The 18,179-nt window shown below is 69.9% G+C and carries 16 protein-coding genes; 10 read left to right on the forward strand and 6 right to left on the reverse strand.

Annotation, left to right across the window (positions count from 1 at the left end):
• Positions 1 to 67: 67 nt before the first annotated feature.
• From ACIBX3_RS24535 to ACIBX3_RS24545, 3 genes are read left to right on the forward strand one after another with little or no spacing between them, the layout of a single operon-like run.
• Positions 68 to 973, forward strand: a complete 906-nt coding sequence (locus ACIBX3_RS24535) for a carbohydrate ABC transporter permease (RefSeq protein WP_397120666.1) — start codon at positions 68 to 70, stop codon at positions 971 to 973.
• Positions 974 to 975: 2 nt separating this feature from the next.
• Positions 976 to 1,905: a carbohydrate ABC transporter permease gene (locus tag ACIBX3_RS24540; protein WP_397120668.1), complete on the forward strand. Its 930-nt coding sequence runs from the start codon at positions 976 to 978 to the stop codon at positions 1,903 to 1,905.
• Between the two features lie 49 nt (positions 1,906 to 1,954).
• On the forward strand, positions 1,955 to 3,301 hold the full coding sequence (locus tag ACIBX3_RS24545; protein ID WP_397120670.1) for an ABC transporter substrate-binding protein: 1,347 nt from the start codon (positions 1,955 to 1,957) through the stop codon (positions 3,299 to 3,301).
• Positions 3,302 to 3,394: 93 nt separating this feature from the next.
• Here the strand turns inward: ACIBX3_RS24545 and ACIBX3_RS24550 are convergent, their stop codons facing one another.
• Complete coding sequence (locus ACIBX3_RS24550) at positions 3,395 to 5,446, reverse strand: beta-galactosidase (protein ID WP_397120672.1); 2,052 nt, start codon at positions 5,444 to 5,446, stop codon at positions 3,395 to 3,397.
• Positions 5,447 to 5,791: 345 nt separating this feature from the next.
• Here ACIBX3_RS24550 and ACIBX3_RS24555 point away from each other — a divergent pair, with 345 nt between their 5' ends.
• A complete protein-coding gene (locus ACIBX3_RS24555) occupies positions 5,792 to 6,619 on the forward strand; it encodes an intradiol ring-cleavage dioxygenase (RefSeq protein ID WP_397120674.1) in 828 nt (275 codons plus the stop codon).
• A 149-nt stretch (positions 6,620 to 6,768) separates the two neighbouring features.
• On the opposite strand, the gene ACIBX3_RS24560 is transcribed toward ACIBX3_RS24555, so the two are convergent.
• On the reverse strand, positions 6,769 to 6,987 hold the full coding sequence (locus ACIBX3_RS24560) for a hypothetical protein (RefSeq protein ID WP_397121031.1): 219 nt from the start codon (positions 6,985 to 6,987) through the stop codon (positions 6,769 to 6,771).
• Between the two features lie 72 nt (positions 6,988 to 7,059).
• Between ACIBX3_RS24560 and ACIBX3_RS24565 the strand changes: the two genes are divergently transcribed.
• A complete protein-coding gene (locus ACIBX3_RS24565; protein ID WP_397120676.1) occupies positions 7,060 to 8,415 on the forward strand; it encodes a lanthionine synthetase LanC family protein in 1,356 nt (451 codons plus the stop codon).
• Positions 8,416 to 8,844: 429 nt separating this feature from the next.
• On the opposite strand, the gene ACIBX3_RS24570 is transcribed toward ACIBX3_RS24565, so the two are convergent.
• The 4 genes from ACIBX3_RS24570 to ACIBX3_RS24585 all read right to left on the reverse strand — a co-directional run bounded on the left by ACIBX3_RS24570 (position 8,845) and on the right by ACIBX3_RS24585 (position 14,813).
• Positions 8,845 to 9,984 (reverse strand): substrate-binding domain-containing protein, encoded by a 1,140-nt coding sequence (locus ACIBX3_RS24570; RefSeq protein ID WP_397120678.1) that lies wholly within the window; start codon positions 9,982 to 9,984, stop codon positions 8,845 to 8,847.
• Positions 9,981 to 10,991 carry an ABC transporter permease gene (locus tag ACIBX3_RS24575; RefSeq protein WP_397120680.1) on the reverse strand — a complete coding sequence of 337 codons (1,011 nt, stop codon included), beginning with the start codon at positions 10,989 to 10,991 and terminating at the stop codon, positions 9,981 to 9,983. The genes ACIBX3_RS24570 and ACIBX3_RS24575 overlap by 4 nt, the downstream gene beginning before the upstream one ends.
• Positions 10,985 to 12,514 carry a sugar ABC transporter ATP-binding protein gene (locus ACIBX3_RS24580; RefSeq protein WP_397120682.1) on the reverse strand — a complete coding sequence of 510 codons (1,530 nt, stop codon included), beginning with the start codon at positions 12,512 to 12,514 and terminating at the stop codon, positions 10,985 to 10,987. The genes ACIBX3_RS24575 and ACIBX3_RS24580 overlap by 7 nt, the downstream gene beginning before the upstream one ends.
• A 97-nt stretch (positions 12,515 to 12,611) precedes the next feature.
• On the reverse strand, positions 12,612 to 14,813 hold the full coding sequence (locus tag ACIBX3_RS24585; RefSeq protein ID WP_397120684.1) for a LuxR C-terminal-related transcriptional regulator: 2,202 nt from the start codon (positions 14,811 to 14,813) through the stop codon (positions 12,612 to 12,614).
• Between the two features lie 333 nt (positions 14,814 to 15,146).
• Here ACIBX3_RS24585 and ACIBX3_RS24590 point away from each other — a divergent pair, with 333 nt between their 5' ends.
• The 5 genes from ACIBX3_RS24590 to pqqE are packed head-to-tail and all read left to right on the forward strand — an operon-like array spanning position 15,147 to position 18,132.
• On the forward strand, positions 15,147 to 15,302 hold the full coding sequence (locus ACIBX3_RS24590; RefSeq protein WP_397120686.1) for a hypothetical protein: 156 nt from the start codon (positions 15,147 to 15,149) through the stop codon (positions 15,300 to 15,302).
• 13 nt (positions 15,303 to 15,315) lie between these two features.
• The gene (gene pqqB / locus ACIBX3_RS24595) at positions 15,316 to 16,137 is read left to right on the forward strand and encodes a pyrroloquinoline quinone biosynthesis protein PqqB (RefSeq protein ID WP_397120688.1); all 822 of its coding nucleotides are present in this window, start codon (positions 15,316 to 15,318) and stop codon (positions 16,135 to 16,137) included.
• Positions 16,134 to 16,805, forward strand: coding sequence for a pyrroloquinoline-quinone synthase PqqC (pqqC, locus tag ACIBX3_RS24600; RefSeq protein ID WP_397120690.1), 672 nt, complete (start codon positions 16,134 to 16,136; stop codon positions 16,803 to 16,805). Before pqqB ends, pqqC begins: the two co-directional genes overlap by 4 nt.
• Positions 16,802 to 17,053: a pyrroloquinoline quinone biosynthesis peptide chaperone PqqD gene (pqqD, locus tag ACIBX3_RS24605; protein ID WP_397120692.1), complete on the forward strand. Its 252-nt coding sequence runs from the start codon at positions 16,802 to 16,804 to the stop codon at positions 17,051 to 17,053. Before pqqC ends, pqqD begins: the two co-directional genes overlap by 4 nt.
• A complete protein-coding gene (gene pqqE, locus ACIBX3_RS24610) occupies positions 17,041 to 18,132 on the forward strand; it encodes a pyrroloquinoline quinone biosynthesis protein PqqE (protein ID WP_397120694.1) in 1,092 nt (363 codons plus the stop codon). The genes pqqD and pqqE overlap by 13 nt, the downstream gene beginning before the upstream one ends.
• The last annotated feature ends 47 nt before the right edge of the window (positions 18,133 to 18,179 follow it).

An 18,179-nucleotide genomic window follows, 5' to 3' on the forward strand; every position in this document is an offset into this window, starting at 1 on the left:
CACACAGTCTATGTTTACGTAAACACCCCACGCTAGGTCGGGTATCCCGGCAGGGAGGAGTGAACCGGTGGTCGCAGCAGTGCAGGGCGGCCGGAGGGCGGCGCCCCGGAGGCGGCGATCGTGGGTGGGCTGGCGGTTCGTCGCCCCGTTCATGGCGGTGTTCGCACTCGTCTTCCTGGCGCCGATCGTGTACTCGATCTACTTGAGCCTGTTCCGCACCCAGTTGATCGGCGGTACCGCCTTCGTCGGCGCCGACAACTACCTCAAGGCGCTGAGTGACCCGCAGTTCTGGGACTCCTTCGGCCGGGTGGCGCTCTTCCTGGTCGTGCAGGTCCCGATCATGTTGTTCCTGGCGCTCCTGGTGGCGCTCGCGATCGACAGCGGGCGGTTGTACGGGTCGAGTTTCTTCCGCATCTCGGTGTTCCTGCCCTATGCCGTGCCCGCAGTGGTCGCGACGCTGATGTGGGGCTTCATGTACGGGACCCAGTTCGGCCTCATCCGCAACCTGAACGAACTGCTCGGGGTGTCGCTGCCGGACCCGCTGTCGGCCGACCTGATCCTCGCCTCCATCGGCAACATCGTGACCTGGGAGTTCGTCGGCTACAACATGCTGATCCTGTACTCGGCCCTGCGTGTGGTCAATCCCTCGCTGTACGAGGCGGCGGAGATGGACGGCGCCGGCCAGTTCCGGATCGTGTGGGCGATCAAACTCCCCGCCCTGCGCGGTGCGCTGCTGATCGCGACGATCTTCTCGATCATCGGCACCTTCCAGCTCTTCAACGAGCCCGCCATCCTCAAGAACCTCGCGCCGAACGCGATCACGACCAACTACACGCCGAACTACTACGCGTACTCGCTGTCCTTCTCCGGCCAGCAGTTCAACTACTCGGCGACCGTCGCCATCGTCATGGGCGTGATCACGATGATCATCGCCTACGTCGTCCAGCTCCGCGGTATGCGGAAGGGGGCCTGACCATGACCGCCGCCACCCCCGCGACCGCCCGCGAGACCCGCTCCGCCGGCCCGCTGGTGATCCGGCACCGCCACCGGCGTCACGCGCGCCGGAACCGGCGCAGCGTCACGCTGACCGTCCTGACCGCGATCATGCTGGTCTACACGCTGCTCCCACTGGCCTGGCTGCTGATCAACGCGACCAAGACGCAGGAGGGGCTGTTCGGCTCGTTCGGCCTGTGGTTCGACGGCGATTTCGCGCTGTTCGACAACATCGCCGGCACCTTCACCTACGGCGACGGCATCTTCACCCGCTGGCTGCTCAACACCGTGCTCTACGTGGTCGTCGGCGCGGGCGGCGCCACGCTGCTGGCCACGGTCGGCGGGTACGGGCTGGCGAAATTCGACTTCCCCGGCAAGAAGGCGGTCTTCGCGGTCGTCATCGGCGCGGTCGCGGTGCCCGGCACCGCGCTGGCCGTCCCGACGTTCCTGATGTTCTCCGACCTGGGCCTGACCAACACCCCGTGGGCGATCATCATTCCGTCGCTGATCTCGCCGTTCGGCCTCTATCTCATGTGGACGTACGCCGCCGACGCCGTCCCCGACGAGATCCTCGAATCGGCGCGCGTGGACGGGGCGCGGGAGTTCCAGACGTTCTTCCGCATCAGCCTGCCGCTGCTGGCACCCGGAATCGTCACGGTCCTGCTGTTCACCGTCGTCGCGACGTGGAACAACTACTTCCTGCCGCTGATCATGCTGAAGGACCCCGACTGGTATCCGCTCACGGTCGGGCTCAAGAGCTGGAACGCTCAGGCGGCCACCGCCGGCGGCGAGGCGATCTTCAATCTCGTGATCACCGGTTCAGTACTCACCATCGTCCCGCTGATCGCCGCGTTCCTGCTGCTCCAGCGGTACTGGCAGTCGGGACTGGCCGCCGGAAGCGTCAAGCAATGACCGGCGCCCCGCCCGACCGTCCGCAGGTACACCCATGAAAGGGACATCCATGACGACAACCCGCCGCCACGCTCTCCTGCTGGGCGCCGCACTGTCGGTATCGCTGCTGGCCACCGCCTGTGGCTCCGGCGGCGGCGACGGCGGCACCAGCGCCGCCCCCGCCCCGAGCGCGTCCGCCGTCGACCTCGAAGCCGCGCTGAACGCCGGTGGCACCATCACGGTCTGGGCGTGGGAGCCCACACTGAAGCAGGTGGTCACCGACTTCCAGACCAAGTACCCGAAGGTGAAGGTCAACCTGGTCAACGCCGGCACAGGCAACGACCAGTACACCGCTCTGCAGAACGCGATCAAGGCCGGGTCGGGCATCCCCGACGTCGCCCACATCGAGTACTTCGCGCTGCCGCAGTTCGCGCTCGGCAAGTCGCTCGCCGACCTGAAGGCCTTCGGCGCGGACAAGCTCGACGGCACCTTCACCCCCGGCCCGTGGGGCTCCGTCCAGACCGGTGGCGGGGTCTACGGCATCCCCATGGACTCCGGCCCGATGGCCCTCTTCTACAACAAGGAGGTCTTCGACAAGCACAAGATCGAGGTGCCGAAGACCTGGGAGGAGTACATCGCCGCGGCCAAGAAGCTGCACGCCGCCGACCCCAAGGCGTACATCACCAGCGACACCGGCGACGCCGGCTTCACCACCAGCTTGATCTGGCAGGCCGGCGGCAAGCCCTACCAGGTCGACGGGACCAAGGTCGGCATCAACTTCGCCGACGCGGGCGCGCAGAAGGTCACCGCGGCCTGGCAGCAGCTCGTCAGCGAGAAGCTCCTCGCGCCGACCCCCGGCTGGAGCGACGCCTGGTTCAAGGGGCTGGGTGACGGCACCATCGCCACGCTCGTGATCGGCGCCTGGATGCCCGCCAACCTCGAGAGCGGCGTCAAGGCCGGAAAGGGCAAGTGGCGGGTCGCCCCCATGCCGCAGTGGGAGGCGGGCGGCAAGGCCACCGCCGAGAACGGCGGCAGCGCGCTGTCCGTCATGGAGGCCAGCACCAACAAGGCGCTCGCCTACGCCTTCATCAAGTACGCCGGCGTCGACGAGGGAGTGCAGACCCGCCTGGACGCCGGCGCGTTCCCCGCCACCACGGCGCACCTCAACTCCGCGGACTTCAAGGACAAGAAGTTCCCGTACTTCGGTGACCAGCAGGTCAACCAGGTCCTCGCCGAGTCGGCGAGCCAGGTCGTCCCCGGCTGGAAGTACCTGCCTTTCCAGGTCTACGCCAACAGCATCTTCAACGACACCGTCGGCAAGGCGTACACCGGCGAGGCCACGCTGCAGGACGGCCTGAAGGCATGGCAGGACGCCTCCATCAAGTACGGCCAGGAACAGGGTTTCAGCGTCCAGTAACCCTCACGGCATCCCGGTCCTGCCGCCCGCCTGATCGGCGGCAGGACCCACCGGGCCGGTCGCGGAATCCGCGACCGGCCCTTCGCATGCTCGTCAGCCCCGGTGCGGACGGCGCAGGACGCAGATCTGGCGCGGTGCCAGGGTGAGGTCCGCGGCCAGACACGGCGCCTGGATGACCTCGCCCGCCACCTCGCCCACGGCGACGCTCTCGTCGGTGCGGTTGATGAGGAACCAGTAGTCGGCGTCGTCACCGGCGCGGACCGCCAGCTCCACCGCTCCGGCGACGGCGGCGGGAAGTTCGGAACTCACCCCGCTGGTCGCCAGGAACTGCCCCAGCACCGGGCCAAGGCCCTCGGGCCCCAGCCTGGTCGAGACGTACGACGCCGAGCCGGTTCCGGCGATGCGCGTGGTGATGGCGGGCCGGCCCGCGTGGTCGCCGGACGTGTAGCTGGCGACGATCTTGACGTCCGTCCCGGTGACGTCGATCCGATCGCTCCACAGCGTGCCGGAGACGCCGAGGTCGAGGTCCACCCGGTCACCGTCCAGCAGCGGCCCGAACTCCTCGATCCTGATGCCGAGCAGCTCGCGCAGTGCGCCGGGGTAGCCGCCGAGCCACACGTGGTCGTCCTCGTCCACGATGCCCGAGAAATAGGTGGTGACGAGATGACCGCCGCCGTCGACGTACTCGCTCAGCCGATCGGCCAGCGCACCCGGAACGACGTGCAGGATCGGCGCGACGAGCAGATCGTAATGATCGAACGACTCTGCGGAGCCGATCACGTCGACCCGCACTCCCGCCGCCGCGAATGCCGAATACCAGTCCAGCGCCTCCTGCCGGTACCGCAGCAGCGACGTGGGATGGGAGTCCAGCTCACTGGCCCACCAGGAGTCCCAGTCGAACACGATCGCGGCGGCGGCGCGGCGGCGGCGCGTCCCCGCGATCGGCGCCAGCACCTCCAGGGTCGCGCCGAGGTCCACGACCGAGCGGAAGACCTCGCTGTCGGTACCGGCGTGGGGGATCATCGCCGAGTGGTACTTCTCGGCTCCTCCCGCCGACTGCCGCCACTGGAAGAAGCACACGGCGTCCGCCCCGTACGCCACGTGGGTCAGTGAGTCGCGGGCCATGTCGCCGGGCTTCTTGGCCAGGTTGACCGGCTGCCAGTTCACCGCGCTGGTGGAGTGCTCCATCAGGAACCAGGGCTGACCGCCCGCGAGCCAGCCGGTCAGATTGGCCGAGAACGACAGCTCGTCCCGCGCCTGCGGGCCGGTCAGCATGTAGTGGTCGTTGGAGACGAAGTCGACCTCACGGGCCCAGTCGGCGAAGTCCATGCCCTTGATCTCGCCCATGACCATGAAGTTGGTGGTGACCGGGATCTCGGGGGCCAGCTCGGTCAGCACGTCGCGTTCCGCCCTCAGGTAGTCCTTGAGGGCGTCGGAGGAGAACCGCTTGAAGTCGAGCTGCTGGGTCGGGTTGGGATAGGACCCGGACGAGGCCAGGCGCGGCGGCAGGATCTCCTGCCAGTCGCCGTACGCCTGGGACCAGAACGCCGTCGCCCACGCCCGGTTCAGCTCCTCCACCGTGCCGTACCTGTCGCGCAGCCAGACTCGGAAGGCCGCGGCGGCGTCGTCGGAGAAGTCGTAGACGTTGTGGCATCCGAGCTCGTTGGAGATGTGCCACGCGGCCAGGGACGGATGGCTTCCGTACCGCTCCGCCATGGCCCGGACCAGGCGCAGGGCGTGCTCCCGGAAGATCGGCGACGTGGGGCGCCAGTGCTGGCGGGCGCCCGGCCACAGCGTGCGGCCGTCGTGGTCGACGGGAAGGATTTCCGGATGCGCGGTGGTGAGCCACGGCGGCGGGGACGCGGTCGCGGTCGCCAGGTCCACGGCGATGCCGTTCGCGTGGAGCAGGTCCATCACCTGGTCCAGCCAGTCGAAGTTCCACTGGTCGGCACTCGGCTGGAGCCGCGCCCACGAGAAGATCGCCAGCGAGACGATGTTGACTCCGGCGCGACGCATCGCCCGGACGTCCTCTTCCCATACCTCCTGGGGCCACTGTTCCGGGTTGTAGTCCGCGCCGAAGGCCAGCCGTCCGCGCGAGGTTTCCGAGGGCCAGCGAAGCCAGCGAGGCCCGTGATCAGCTGTCACTACCACTCCTGCCTGTCATCACAGGGAGATCGTCTGAGGGGGATGTTTACGTAAACATACGTTATCTCATGCAGCCGGCTCCATCGAGGCGACCGTCCACGTGGATCCCGGCATGGACCTCGGGTTTCACGGCGAGCGGGCGCACCGGCGGGAAGCTCCTTCAGGGTTCGCGTCCCACCCCGCAAATCGTGCTCACCAGCAGCAACCTGGCGCTTTATCGCAAAGCAGACTTAGGTGCCGAGACGTGACAGGTCGCGCACATAGCTGCTTAGATGAGGGACCTCCATGCGCCGCCCCCCTCCTCGAGCCGGTTCGGCAGCGGCGCATGCTCAGCATGGAGTAGGAATGCGCCACCACCACGACGACATCTTCGACCGAGGGCTGCAGTTCGACATGTCGACACTGCTGGAGCGCCGCCGGGTCCTGGGCCTGTTCGCCGGCGCCGGCCTGGCGTCCCTGGTCGGCTGCGCCGGCGATTCGACCGGCACCGCGTCGACCGCGGCCTCGACGTCCTCCGCCTCGCAGGGCGCGACGGCGACGGGCGGCGGTTGCGCCGAGATCCCGGAGGAGACCGCCGGCCCGTACCCGGGCGACGGATCGAACGGGCCGAACATCCTCACGCAGAGCGGCATCGTCCGCAGCGACATCCGCTCCAGCATCGGCTCGGGCTCGGGCACCGCCGCGGGCGTTCCCCTGACCATCGAACTGACCGTCCAGGACACCTCGGCCGGCTGCTCGGCGCTGTCGGGCGCCGCGGTCTACCTGTGGCACTGCGACCGCGACGGCAACTACTCGATGTACTCCGAGAGCGTCACCGGCGAGAACTACCTGCGTGGCGTGCAGGAGACCGACGGCAGCGGCAAGGTGTCCTTCACGAGCATCTTCCCCGCCTGCTACCCGGGCCGGTGGCCGCACATCCATTTCGAGGTCTATCCGAGCCTGGCCAAGGCCACGACGTCCGACAACAAGATCGCGACCTCGCAGGTGGCGCTGCCCAAGGACGCGTGTGACATGGTGTACGCGACCGACGGCTACAGCGAGAGCGTACGCACCCTGGGAGAGGTCTCTCTGGACAGCGACAACATCTTCAGCGACGGGCACACGAGCCAGCTCGGCACGATGACGGGCAGTGTGTCGTCAGGTCTCACCGTCACCCTCGACGTCCCGGTCTAGTGTCATTCCTCGCATGACTCTCGCCCCCTCCATGCCTCACCGGCCGCATGAGACGTCAGGAGAGGCAGGAGAGGTGATCATGCGAAATGCGGATCCGGCACCCGGCCGGGGATCGCCATACGGCCCGGACCCCGGGTTCGGCGCAGATCTCAGCCGGGGCCGATGATCGCGTCACTCCCGCAAGGTGGCCGGCGGCCCGCACCGGTCTTGACCGCGGCGGCGTAGAGCGCCTGCGCCAGGGCCACGTCCTGGACGGCGGTGCCGGTGGAGTCGAACACCACGATCTCGCCGGCGCTCACCCGGGCCTTCCTTCGCCCCCAGGACGATCTCGCCCGGTTCGGCTCTGACCGGAGTGCGGGGGCGGCTATCCTGGGACCGCCTCGATGCCGTCGCCTCCAGAAAACACGTGTTTCCTACCAGAAGTGTGGGATACTTGGGCAATGGGTTTGGACAGGACCCGCTCGCCGAGCGAGCGTGCCGAGACACCCCTGACGGCCGCGATCATGGCGGGACGCTGGATCCGCTCCGCCGCCGTGGACGACGGGCCGGGGCGGCGCTGGAGCGCCAATCCCGATGTCCGTGGCAGGTCCGCGCTCACCGCCGCCGAACCCGGCTCCCTCTACGCGGGAGCGGCCGGGATCGTGCTGTTCTTCCTGGAACTGGCCGCGGCGACCGGGCACGAGGCCTACCTGGAGGACGCCCGTGAGGGCGCGCGATACCTCGCCGCCACCTGGCGGGAGCAGCACGACCTGTCCCTCTATCACGGTCTGACCGGCACCGTCGTCGCGCTCATCGAGGCCGGGTGGGCTCTCGGTGACAGCGCCTTCGAGGAGGAGGCCCTGGCCGCGGCCGAGCATGTCGCCGGCGCGGCCCGCGCGCTGGACGGCGGCCCCGGCTGGACAGGGGATCCCGCGCAGCGCGGCGACGGCGGGATCGTGATCGGGCTGCTGCGGGCCGCCACCGCGCTGGGCGCGCCCGGCTGCGAGGAGATCGCGATGGCGGCCGGAGCGCGCATCGCCGCCCTGGCCGTGCCCGGCCACCGGTTCGGCGACTGCCCGGACCTGCCCGTGGACGCGGTCACCCCGGGGTTCCTCGCCGGGACGGCCGGGACGGCCTTCCTCCTGGCTCGCCTGTACGGCGTCACCGGCGAGCGGCTCTTCCTGGAGGCGGCCGGCCGGGGCGCCGGCTTCGTCCGTGAGGTCAGCGTCGTGAGCGGCGAGTGCGCAGTCGTCCCGCACCACGTGCCGCAGGAGCGCGGGCTGCACTATCTCGGGTTCTGCTCGGGCTCGGCGGGCGTGGCGCGCATGTTCTACGAGCTGTACCGGGTCACCGGCGATCCCGGCCACCTGGAGTGGGTGGAGCGCCTGGCCGGCGGCATCGTGCGCAGCGGGGTCCCGGGGCGGCGGACGGCCGGGTTCTGGAACGTGGCCTGCCAGTGTTGCGGCACCGCCGGGCTGCTGGAACTGTTCGTGGGGTTGTGGGCGGAGACCGGGAAGGACGCCTATCTGGCGTACGCTCGCGAACTCGCCGAGCATCTCATCGGTGCCGCCGACGGCCACGATGGCAGCGGATTCCGCTGGTATCAGGCGTACCGGCGGCTTCGCCCCGGCGAGGTGAGCGCCGACACCGGCTACATGGCCGGCGCGGCCGGCATCGGCGCGGCGCTGCTCCATCTCGACGCCGCCCTGCAGCCGCGCCGGGCGCGCCGGGTCATTCTGCTGCCCGACAACCCGTTCCCCGCCATCCCGGTCCCGCCCTCCGGATTGCGTGACGCCGCCGAAGAGGACTTCCGCTAAACGGCCACCTCGCCGACGCCCTCCTTCTCCGCGCCTCCTTGATCCCCCACAGGGTGAACGGAGTGGGTCTCAGTCCGCTGCCCAAGCCCGCGCAGGGTCCGTCTTCCGCACCCGACCTGCGGAACTCCCGCTGCGCATCCATCCGGTGCCGGTCCATCGCATCGACCACCGGGTGCCCGGCATCGCTGATGGAGAGCCTGACACGGAGTGTCCCCGTACACTTTCTGGTCTTTGTCGTCGGAGCCGAAATAACAGCTGCCGGTGCCGGGAGGACGAGGTGGCGAGGTTTGCCGGACATCTCAGCCTTCAGTCGAGGACCGCGATCGCGTCAACCTCGATCAGGTAACCGGGCGCGGCCAGCGTCTCCACCCGATGGGTGCGCATTCCTTCGCTGGTCGGTGTGTCGTTCCTGTGGCTCTGATGATCCTGCTATCCCAACCAAATCCGCCGATAGGCCTCGCGGTAGCCCCGTGGTTCCCATGAGGTGGCGTCGTCCACGTTCTGCGTCGTGGTGAGGTGCACCGGCGTCACGTAGCCGCTGGGCGGGTGGCCGGCGAACGCGCGGTTGAGCTCGTCGACGATCTGGCTGCCCTGGGCGTTCAACGGCTCCGGGACGGTCGCGTGCTGGAACTGCCGGTCACGGATGCGCTGGAACGCCGAGGGGTCTCCGTCCCCGGCGCCGATGGAGTACGGCGGTCCCGCGCCGCTCCTTCCGCCGGCGCGCAGCGCCGGAGCGGCGTCGGCGAAGTAGACGTCGTTGATGGCGGCCGAGTACGTCCACCGCCCGGCGAAGCGGGCCAGGAGGGACGAGACGGCCACCGGCGTGCGGCTGCCCGCGTCGGGAAGCGGGATGTTCTCGTACGAGAGCAGCTCGACGCCCCGGCAGCTCAACAAGGTCTTCTTGATCAGCTGGGACTTGTTCTCCGCGAAGGGGATCGACGAGTCGGTGAAGATCACGACGCCGGCGGTGCCGTTCGACCTGGCGATGATCCAGTACGCGCTGATCCTCGCGACGTCCTCCACCCGGCTCGTGACGTTGGTGAAGAGCTTGGGATTCGTGCTGGGCCCCGGCGACGTGGTCGCGTGCCAGCCGACGAGCGGGATGCCGGCGTCATTGGCCCGGTTGACCTGCTGGGTCGCGGACTCCGGGTCGAACCCGCCGATGACGATCCCGGACGGCCGGAGGGCGATCGCCTGGCCGAAGGCCGCTGCTATGCCGGCGGGAGTGCCCTGGCCGTCGATCACGCGGACGCGCCACCCGATGGTCCGCGCGGCCTCCTGGACGCCCTTGGCGGTGCCGGCCACGCCGGGGTTGGTCATGCTGGACGCGACGAAGACGATGCTCTTGCCGGGAACGGCGCGCGGCCCGCTCGTGGGACCGTCCCAAGGGGTGTTCACCGCTTCGGCCCGCGCGACCGCCTGCCTGGCCGTGTTCGCCACCTCGGGGCAGCCGTTCCGGCCGGGCGTGGGGTCCGGAGCGGGATCGGGTGAGCCGCGAGAGCAGCCGCCGGCGACCACGGCGGCCAGTGCCAGCGCCGTCGCGCCGCGCAGGAGGCGGGCGAGGTTCATCCCTGGCCCCCGGCGGGTGCCTCACGCATCCGGCGCCGCGCCGAGTAGCCGGCCAGCCCGACTGCGATGAGCAGGGTGACGCCGTTGAACAGGGGGGTCACCCAGAAATAGGCACCGAGCTGGCTGATGCCCGACAGCCCGATGGCGAGGACGGTGACGGCGACGATGGTGCCCCACGCGTTGGCCCGCCCGGGCTTGATCGTGGTGGAGCCGAGCAGGGCGGCGACGAACGCCGGCAGCAGGTAGTCGAGCCCGACGCTCGGGTTGCCGATCTGCTGCTGGGCGGCGAGCAGGATCCCCGCGAAGCCGGTCACCAGGCCGGAGCCGGCGAAGGCGAGGATGACGTACCGGCGGACGGGGATGCCGACGAGTTCCGCCGCCCGCGGGTTCGAGCCGATGACGTAGAGGTAGCGACCCAGCGCGAGACGCTCCAGCACGATCCAGAGCACGACGGCCAGGACGAGGACGTAGGACGCGGGGATCGGCAGGGTGAGGAACCTCGAGTCGTACAGGTCGGTGAGGCCCGCGGGCAGGCCTTGCGGTCCGGGGAAGATCCGGGCGCCGGCGGTCACCCAGCCCGTGATCGCGTACAGGACGCTGCCGGTGCCCAGGGTGGCGATGAACGAGTCGATGCGCGCGTACTCCACGAGGAAACCGTTGATCACGCCGACCGCGATCCCGCCGGCGAGCACGGCCAGGCAGGCCTGGGGCCACGGCCATCCGGCGTTGACGATGAGGAGCAGCGTCATGACGTGGCCCAGGCCGAGGCCGTAGCCGATGGACAGGTCGAAGTTCCCCGCGACGATGGGGATCATCGCGCCGAGCGCCAGGATCGCGATGATCGAATAGGCGGAGATGGTCGCCGTCAGGTTGGCCGCCGTGGGGAACGTGTCCGGCAGGACGAGTGCGAACACGACGAACAGGACGAAGGCCAGCGCCGGCAACCCGTATCCGCCGATGAGATGGCCGGCCGAGAGTCGCCGCCGTACGAGCTCTCTGGTCAGCAACGGTCCGCCTGGTCGGTGGTGGCAGCGCGGGTGAGGGCGGCGACGGTGAGGGCGGCGCCGCTCAGCTCGGCGATCACCGCACCTCGCGCGAACACGAGCGCCCGGTCACACATGTTCACGACTTCCCCGAAGTCGGCGGAGACGAGGAGGGCGGCCATCCCGGTCGCCAGGGACTCGCCGAGCAGGCGGTAGATCTCGGACTTCGCTTCGACGTCGACGCCGGCCGTGGGCTCCTCGAGGATCAGCAGCCGGCGGCGAGCCCCGAGCCAGCGTCCGATCAGCACCTTCTGCTGATTTCCTCCCGACAGCGCGGCGAACGGCGCTTCGGTGTCGGTGAGGCTGACCCGCAGTCGCGTGATGACCGCCGCCGTTTCCGCGCGCTCGCGGCGCGATCCGGTCGGGCTCAGCGGCGAGCGGCCGCGCGTGGCGGGGTTCGCCAGCAGGTTCTCCCGCACGCTCAGGTCCCCGGCAGCGGCCTCCTCCTGGCGGTTGCTGGTTACGAGCCCGACGCCCGCGTGGACGGCGGCCGCGACCGAAGCCGGCCGGTACGGGCGGCCGGCGAGGAGCACACGGCCGGACACGATGGGACGCGCGCCGGCCAGCGCGCGTCCGATGTCCTCGTGCCCGGCGCCGGCGAGTCCCACGAGGCCGAGCACCTCGCCGGTGCGAAGGGCGAACCCGGCCGGGCCCGCCTGGCCGGTACGCAGGTCGGCCACGCTCAGGAGGACGTCTCCGGGCCTGTGGATCCGATGCCGGTGCACCCTGGGCTCCCTGCCGACGATGTCACGGACGAGATCGGCCGGCGGGCGGCCGGTGAGCGGGCCCTGGCTGACGAGGCGTCCGTCGCGCAGGACGGCGACGCTGTCGGCGACCTGGTAGACCTCGTCGAGCCGGTGAGTGACGTACAGGATCCCGTGGCCCTGGTCGCGGACCGTACGCAGGACGTCGAAGAGGACGACGCAGTCGGCGGCGGGCAGGGCGGCGGTCGGCTCGTCGAAGATAATGATCTTCGCGTTCGTGGCCAGCGCGCGGGCGATGGCGACGAGCGAGCGTTCCGCGCGCGTGAGCCGCGCGATCGGCGCGTCCGGGTCGAGGTGAGAGGCGATTCGCCGGAGAGCGTCCTTGCCGCGCCGGCGCACCCCGCGCCAGGAGATGAATCCGCCGCGGCGTGCGTATCCGGCGCCGAGGGCGATGTTCTCCGCGACGGTCATCCACGCCACGAGGCCGAGATCCTGATGGATGAACGCCATGCTGCCGGACGCGGCCTGGCTGCCCAGCGGATGGCCGGCCACGATCACCTCTCCGCCGTCGGCGTGGTGGATCCCGGCCAGGATCTTGATCAGCGTCGATTTGCCGGCGCCGTTCGCGCCGAGCAGGGCCAGGATGTGGCCGCCGCGGAGGTCGAGATCAACTCCCCGCAGCGCGTGGATGCCGCCGAAGTGCTTGCGCAGCCCCCGGATCCTGACAAGCGGATCGGGGACGGTCGTTGATCCCGGCCCGGCCGGGCGGATGTCGTCGTGCACAGCTGTCTCCGCGGGACTTCACCACCCGGCGGACAGGCTCATCGAGCTCGCCGAATATCCGTTTCATCGTACATAACCCAAGGTCAAAGGCCCCGGGTCACTCTTGGTCGGACTGGCGCGAGGCCCAGGTTTTGACGATCTGCGACCGGGACGTGAAGTTCAGCTTGCGGAGGATGTTCTCGACATGGCATTCCGCGGTCCGTTGCGAGATGACCAGGGACTCGGCGATCTCCTTGTTGCTCAAGCCCTTCGCGACGCATTCGGCGATCTCCCGTTCCCTGCGGGTGAGCACGGAGGCCACGTCTGTCTCCGGCGGGACGCCTTCCTGGCCCCTTTCGTCCAGCGCGAGGGTGGCGGCCTGGTCGGGGGTGAGCTCCGCGCCCCGGTCGAAGGCCGCCTTGAACCTGCCCTCCCTGAGATTCTGCCGGAGGGTGGCCTCGCACCGGTCGTGAGCACCCGCCAGGTGCCGGAGCCCGGACAGCGACGTACCGATCGATCTCCAGACCCCGTGCGCGGCGCCCAGCATCTGGGCGGCCTGCTCGTACTGCTTGTCGTCGGTCAGGATCCAGGCCAGTCCCTCGATGCACTGGGCGAGGCCCAGATGGTCGTTGCAGCGCAGCTTCAGCCGTACGGCCTCCCGCATCATGGTCACGGCGTCCCGCAGAGAGCCCTGCCGCCACCGGTCGAGCGCCGTGACCCACAGCCCGTAGGAGACCGACCACTCGGCCTTCGCCTGCCTGGAGGTCTCCAGCACCTCCTCACAAAGCTCCGCGGAACGTGGATCGCCCATGAGAACGGCCGTCATCGCCAGTTGGAAGAGCACCACCCACGCATGGCCCCGGTTGCCGAGGGCGCGCCGCCGGACCAGGGCCTCTTCCAGCAGCGTGGACGCCCGCGCGAAATCGCCGGCCAGCAACGCGGAGAACCCGGTGATGTGCACGGCGCCGGCGAGCTGGGCCTCGTCACCGAGCCGCTCCGCCAGCGTCCGGCACTCCTCCAGCAGCGGCTTCGCGGCATCCGGGTCCCCGCGCAGCAGCACGAGCCACGCGTCCACCCACAGGGCCTTGGCCCGGATGGCCTCGGCATCGGGCTCCTGCGCGAGCCCTCGCTCCAGCCAATGGTGCCCTTCGCTCGGCGAGCTCCACGACAGCCGATGGCTCCACATGGCGGCGGCGACCTCGAGGGCGGCCCACGCCTCACCCGGCTCGCTCAGACAGAACTCCAGCGCGGCCCGCACATTGCCCTGCTCCTGGGCCAGGCGTCCGAGCCAGTCCATCTGCAGCTCGCCGAACCATTCCGCCTCAGACCTCGCCGCCAGGTCCCGGCACCAGTCGCGGTGCCGCAGCCGCACGGCCTTGTCCTGGCCGGAGGCGGCGAGCCGCTCCCATCCGTACTGGCGCAGGGTGTCCAGCATCTCGAAACGTGGCCCGCGGCGCAGCACGACCGACTTGTCCACCAGCTGATGCAGCACGTCCAGCACGGTCTCCCCGGCCATCCCGTCCCCGGCGCACACGTGCTCGATCGCTTCCACATCCCAGCCGCCGGAGAAGACCGACAAGCGCTCCCACAACAACCGCTCGTCGGCGGAGCACAGGTCGTAACTCCAGTCCAGGAGCGCGCGCAGCGTCTTCTGCCGCGCCGGTGCGGTGGTGGGGCCGGTCGTCAGCAGCCGGAAGCGGTCGTCGAGGCGCGTGAGGATCTGCTCCACGGACAGCACCAGGACGCGCGCCGCCGCCAGCTCGATGGCCAGCGGGATGCCGTCCAGCCGCCGGCACAGGCTTGCCACCGCCATGACGTTGCCGTCGTCGACCTTGAACTCGGGCACCACGGACGCGGCGCGGTCCTCGAACAACCGCACCGCCTCGTTCTGCCGGGCGCCGTCCATGGACGCGTCGGCCGCCTTCGGCACCGTCAACGGCGGAACTTCGAGGATCCGCTCGTCCGCGACGTGCAGCGCTTGCCGGCTGGTGGCCAGGAGGCGCAGCTCGGGGGCCATGGCGAGCAGTTCGTGGGCCAGCGCGGCGCACTGGGGGAGCAGATGCTCACAGTTGTCCAGCACCATGAGCATCCGCTTGTCGCGCAGGTGCTCGGCGAGGCAGTCCATGTCCGGCCGAGGGCATCCGACGGTGCCGGCGACCGTCTCGGTGAGCAGATCCCCGACCATGAGCGGCGCCAGGTCGATCAGCCAGACCCCGTCCGGGAACTGCCGTGACGTCTCCGCGGCGATCCGCCGGGCGAGCCGGGTCTTGCCCACCCCGCCCGGACCGGTCAGGGTCAGCAGCCGACCCGCCGAGAGCAAGCGCTTCCCCTCGGCTATTTCGTGTCTGCGACCGACGAAGCTGGTCAGCTCGAGTGGCAGATTCCCCTCGTGCGGTCGCGCCCTCGCCCCCATAGCACTACAAATCTAATTCATCCTGACTCACGAAGATGGTGAGGGAACGCTAAGTAACCTTCAGCGTCGAGTACCGCAAGCTCCTTGGGCCCGAGACATCGGATGAAGAATCTCCACACCAGCGCGAACAACGGCCATGGGGGAAACGTCGCCGAGGATAGGTCCGATCTAAGGATTGACGGCCAGGCTCCCGAGTGGTCATGTCGTTTGTAACACCCTACGAGAGGCAGGTGCACTCGTATGTCCCAGCAAAAGGACCAGGGCAAGAAGCAACCCCGCAGGATCCACGAGAAGAAGGTCAGGACCCGCGGCGAGGAGACGACCTGGCACAAGCCCGACTACCAGGTCGTCGAGGCGTCGATGGAGATGTCCGCGTACTTCCTGGCCACCAGGTAACCCGGGGATCGCCGTGCGACTGCAGGTGCTCGGCACCGCGGCCGGTGGCGGCGTGCCCCAGTGGAACTGCGCGTGCCCTGGATGCTCCGGGGCGCGCGCCCATCCGGGCCGCCGGCGACGCCACGCCAGTCTCGCCGTCCAGCAGGCCGACGGATGCTACGTCGTCAACGCCACGCCCGACATCGCCGACCAGATCGAGGCGTGCGCCTGGCTGAGGCCCGGCCCCGGCCCGCGACAGTCGCCGCTGAAGGGCGTGATCCTCACCGACGCCGAGCTCGACCACACGATCGGCCTGCTGCGGCTGAGAGAGGCCGACACACTGGAGGTGCGCTCGACCCCGGTGGTACGGCAGGCGCTGCGGCCCTTCGCCGACCTCCTCCGGCCCTACCTCCGGCTCACCTGGGCCGACGCCGACGCCATCCCGGTGTCGGGCAAGCGGCCCCGCTACGCCGCCGAGTCACCCGAGCCCGCGGGCTGGGTGTCCGCGTTGCGCCTCACCGACGGCGGTTCCACGCTGGTCTACGCCCCCGCCATGGGCGTCTGGCCCGACGAGCTGGACGAGGCCTTCGCCGCGGCCGGCTGCGTGATCGTCGACGGCACCTTCTGGGACGACGACGAACCCCGGCGTACCGGGATCTCCACCAAGACCGCCACCCAGATGGGCCACCTGCCGATCGTGGCCACCATGGAGCGCCTCTCCCGGCTCCCCGGCCGTTGCCTCTACACCCACCTCAACAACACCAACCCCCTCGTGGACCCGGCGGCCGAACAGCACAAGGTGCTGGCCGAGCTGGGTGTCGAGGTGGCCGCCGACGGGATGGTGATCGACCTGTGAACGGTTTCGAGGCGGAGCTGCGTGCCGTGGCGGAGAAGCGCTACCACCACCTGCACCCGTTCAACCAGCGCATGCACGCGGGCGAGCTGACCCGCGACGAGCTGCGGGGTTGGATACTCAACCGCTTCCACTACCAGCGGCACATCCCGATCAAGGACGCGTTCATCCTCGGCAAGCTGGCCACGCCCGAACTTCGCCGGATGTGGCTGCGCCGGATCCAGGACCATGACGGCACCAGGCCGGGCGAGGGCGGCATCGAGCGGTGGCTGCGCCTCGGCGAGGCCGCCGGGCTGGACCGCGACCTGCTGTTGTCGGGCGAGGGCGTGCTGCCGGGCGTGCGCCTGGCGGTCGACGGTTACGTCAACCTGTGCCGCAACGGCTCCGTGCTGGAGGCCGTGGCCGCCTCGCTGACCGAGCTGTTCGCGCCCGACCTGATGCGTACGAGGATCGCCGCCTTCGAAAAGCACTATCCGTGGATCGACCCGGAAGGGCTGCGCTATTTCCGGATCCGCGTCTCCCAGGGCCGCCAGGACAGCGGCGAGGCTCTGGGCCTGGTCCTCGACTGGGCGCGCGGCCGCCCCGACCAGGAAAGGGCCATCGCGGCGCTCGGCTACAAGTGCGACGTGTTGTGGGCGCTGCTCGACGCGGTGGACGGGGCGTACAAATGACCGGGTCGGCGACCTGGCGGCCCGCCCTGTCCCACTCGGCGCTGCTTCGTCATGATCCGGTACGGCAGGCGGACCTGCTCATCGTGCCCGAGCGGATCGTCGTGCTGAACGAGGAGGCGGCGGCCATCGTCGGGCTCTGCGACGGGCGGCGGACCGTGGCGGACATCCTGGCGGAGTTCCCCGAGGACGTCGAGGCCGACGTGGTGGAGTTCCTCGACCGCGTACGAGCCGAAGGATGGCTGCGGTGAACCCGCCGTGGGCCATGCTGGCCGAGCTCACGCACGCGTGCCCGCTGCGCTGCCCCTACTGCTCCAACCCGGCCCAGCTCGCGGCCAGGTCGAGCGAGCTGGGCACCGGCGAGTGGCAGCGGATCATCCGGGAGGCGGCGGCGCTCGGCGTGGTGCACGCCCACCTGTCCGGTGGCGAGCCGCTGCTCAGGCGCGACCTGGCGTCGATCGTGGCGACGGCCGACCGGGAAGGCGTCTACACACAGCTCGTCACCAGCGGCGTCGGGCTGACGGAGCGCCGGCTCGGCGAGCTGGCCGGAGCGGGACTGCGGAGCGTGCAGCTGTCGGTCCAGTCGGCCACGCAGGAGGAGTCGGACAGGATCGCCGGAGTCACGTCGTTCGCGCGGAAGGAGCGGGCCGCCGCCGTCGTCACGGCCGCCGGGTTGCCGCTCGGGCTCAACGTGGTGCTGCACCGGGCGAACCTCGACGCCGTGGGCGAGATCATCGAGCTCGGGCTGGCGTGGGGCGCGGAGCGCATCGAGCTGGCCAACACCCAGTTCTACGGATGGGGCCTGCTCAACCGGGCGGCGTTGCTGCCCACCAGGGAGCAGCTCGCCCGCGCGGAGGCCGTCGTACGGGAATATCGCGAGAAGACGGATGTCGAGCTGATCTGGGTGATTCCCGATTACTTCGACGGCGTGCCCAAACCCTGCATGGGCGGATGGGGCGCGATCTCGATCACCGTCGCGCCCGACGGCAGGGTGCTGCCCTGCCCGGCCGCCTATGACCTGCCGCTGGATCCGCCCAACGCCCGCGACCGCCCCCTCGGCTGGATCTGGGAGCACTCGCCCGCGTTCAACGCCTACCGAGGCACCGCCTGGATGAAGGAGCCCTGTGCCGGCTGCCCGCGCAGGGAGCTGGACTTCGGCGGCTGCCGCTGCCAGGCCTACGCGATCACCGGCGACGCCGGGCGCACCGACCCGGCCTGCGCGCTGTCACCGGACCACCACCTGATCTCCGAGCTGGCCGGCGGAGACAGCACCTGGACGTTCAGGCAGGCGGCCCCTTCGGCGCGCGGCGAGGACCGGCCGATCTCCTGAGCCTCGCCGCCGCACCGTCGGCCGACCGTTGTGTCCGGTTAATGCCC

Source organism: Nonomuraea sp. NPDC049480 (assembly GCF_044465905.1).
Lineage (GTDB): Bacteria > Actinomycetota > Actinomycetes > Streptosporangiales > Streptosporangiaceae > Nonomuraea.

What these genes read in the sequence shown, in the direction of transcription:
- ACIBX3_RS24570 (WP_397120678.1), bottom strand. Translation starts at nt 9,984, where the DNA reads ATGAACCTCGCCCGCCTCCTGCGCGGCGCGACGGCGCTGGCACTGGCC.
- ACIBX3_RS24590 (WP_397120686.1), top strand. Translation starts at nt 15,147, where the DNA reads ATGTCCCAGCAAAAGGACCAGGGCAAGAAGCAACCCCGCAGGATCCAC.
- ACIBX3_RS24545 (WP_397120670.1), top strand. Translation starts at nt 1,955, where the DNA reads ATGACGACAACCCGCCGCCACGCTCTCCTGCTGGGCGCCGCACTGTCG.
- pqqE (WP_397120694.1), top strand. Translation starts at nt 17,041, where the DNA reads ATGGCTGCGGTGAACCCGCCGTGGGCCATGCTGGCCGAGCTCACGCAC.
- ACIBX3_RS24540 (WP_397120668.1), top strand. Translation starts at nt 976, where the DNA reads ATGACCGCCGCCACCCCCGCGACCGCCCGCGAGACCCGCTCCGCCGGC.
- pqqD (WP_397120692.1), top strand. Translation starts at nt 16,802, where the DNA reads ATGACCGGGTCGGCGACCTGGCGGCCCGCCCTGTCCCACTCGGCGCTG.
- ACIBX3_RS24555 (WP_397120674.1), top strand. Translation starts at nt 5,792, where the DNA reads ATGCGCCACCACCACGACGACATCTTCGACCGAGGGCTGCAGTTCGAC.
- ACIBX3_RS24565 (WP_397120676.1), top strand. Translation starts at nt 7,060, where the DNA reads ATGGGTTTGGACAGGACCCGCTCGCCGAGCGAGCGTGCCGAGACACCC.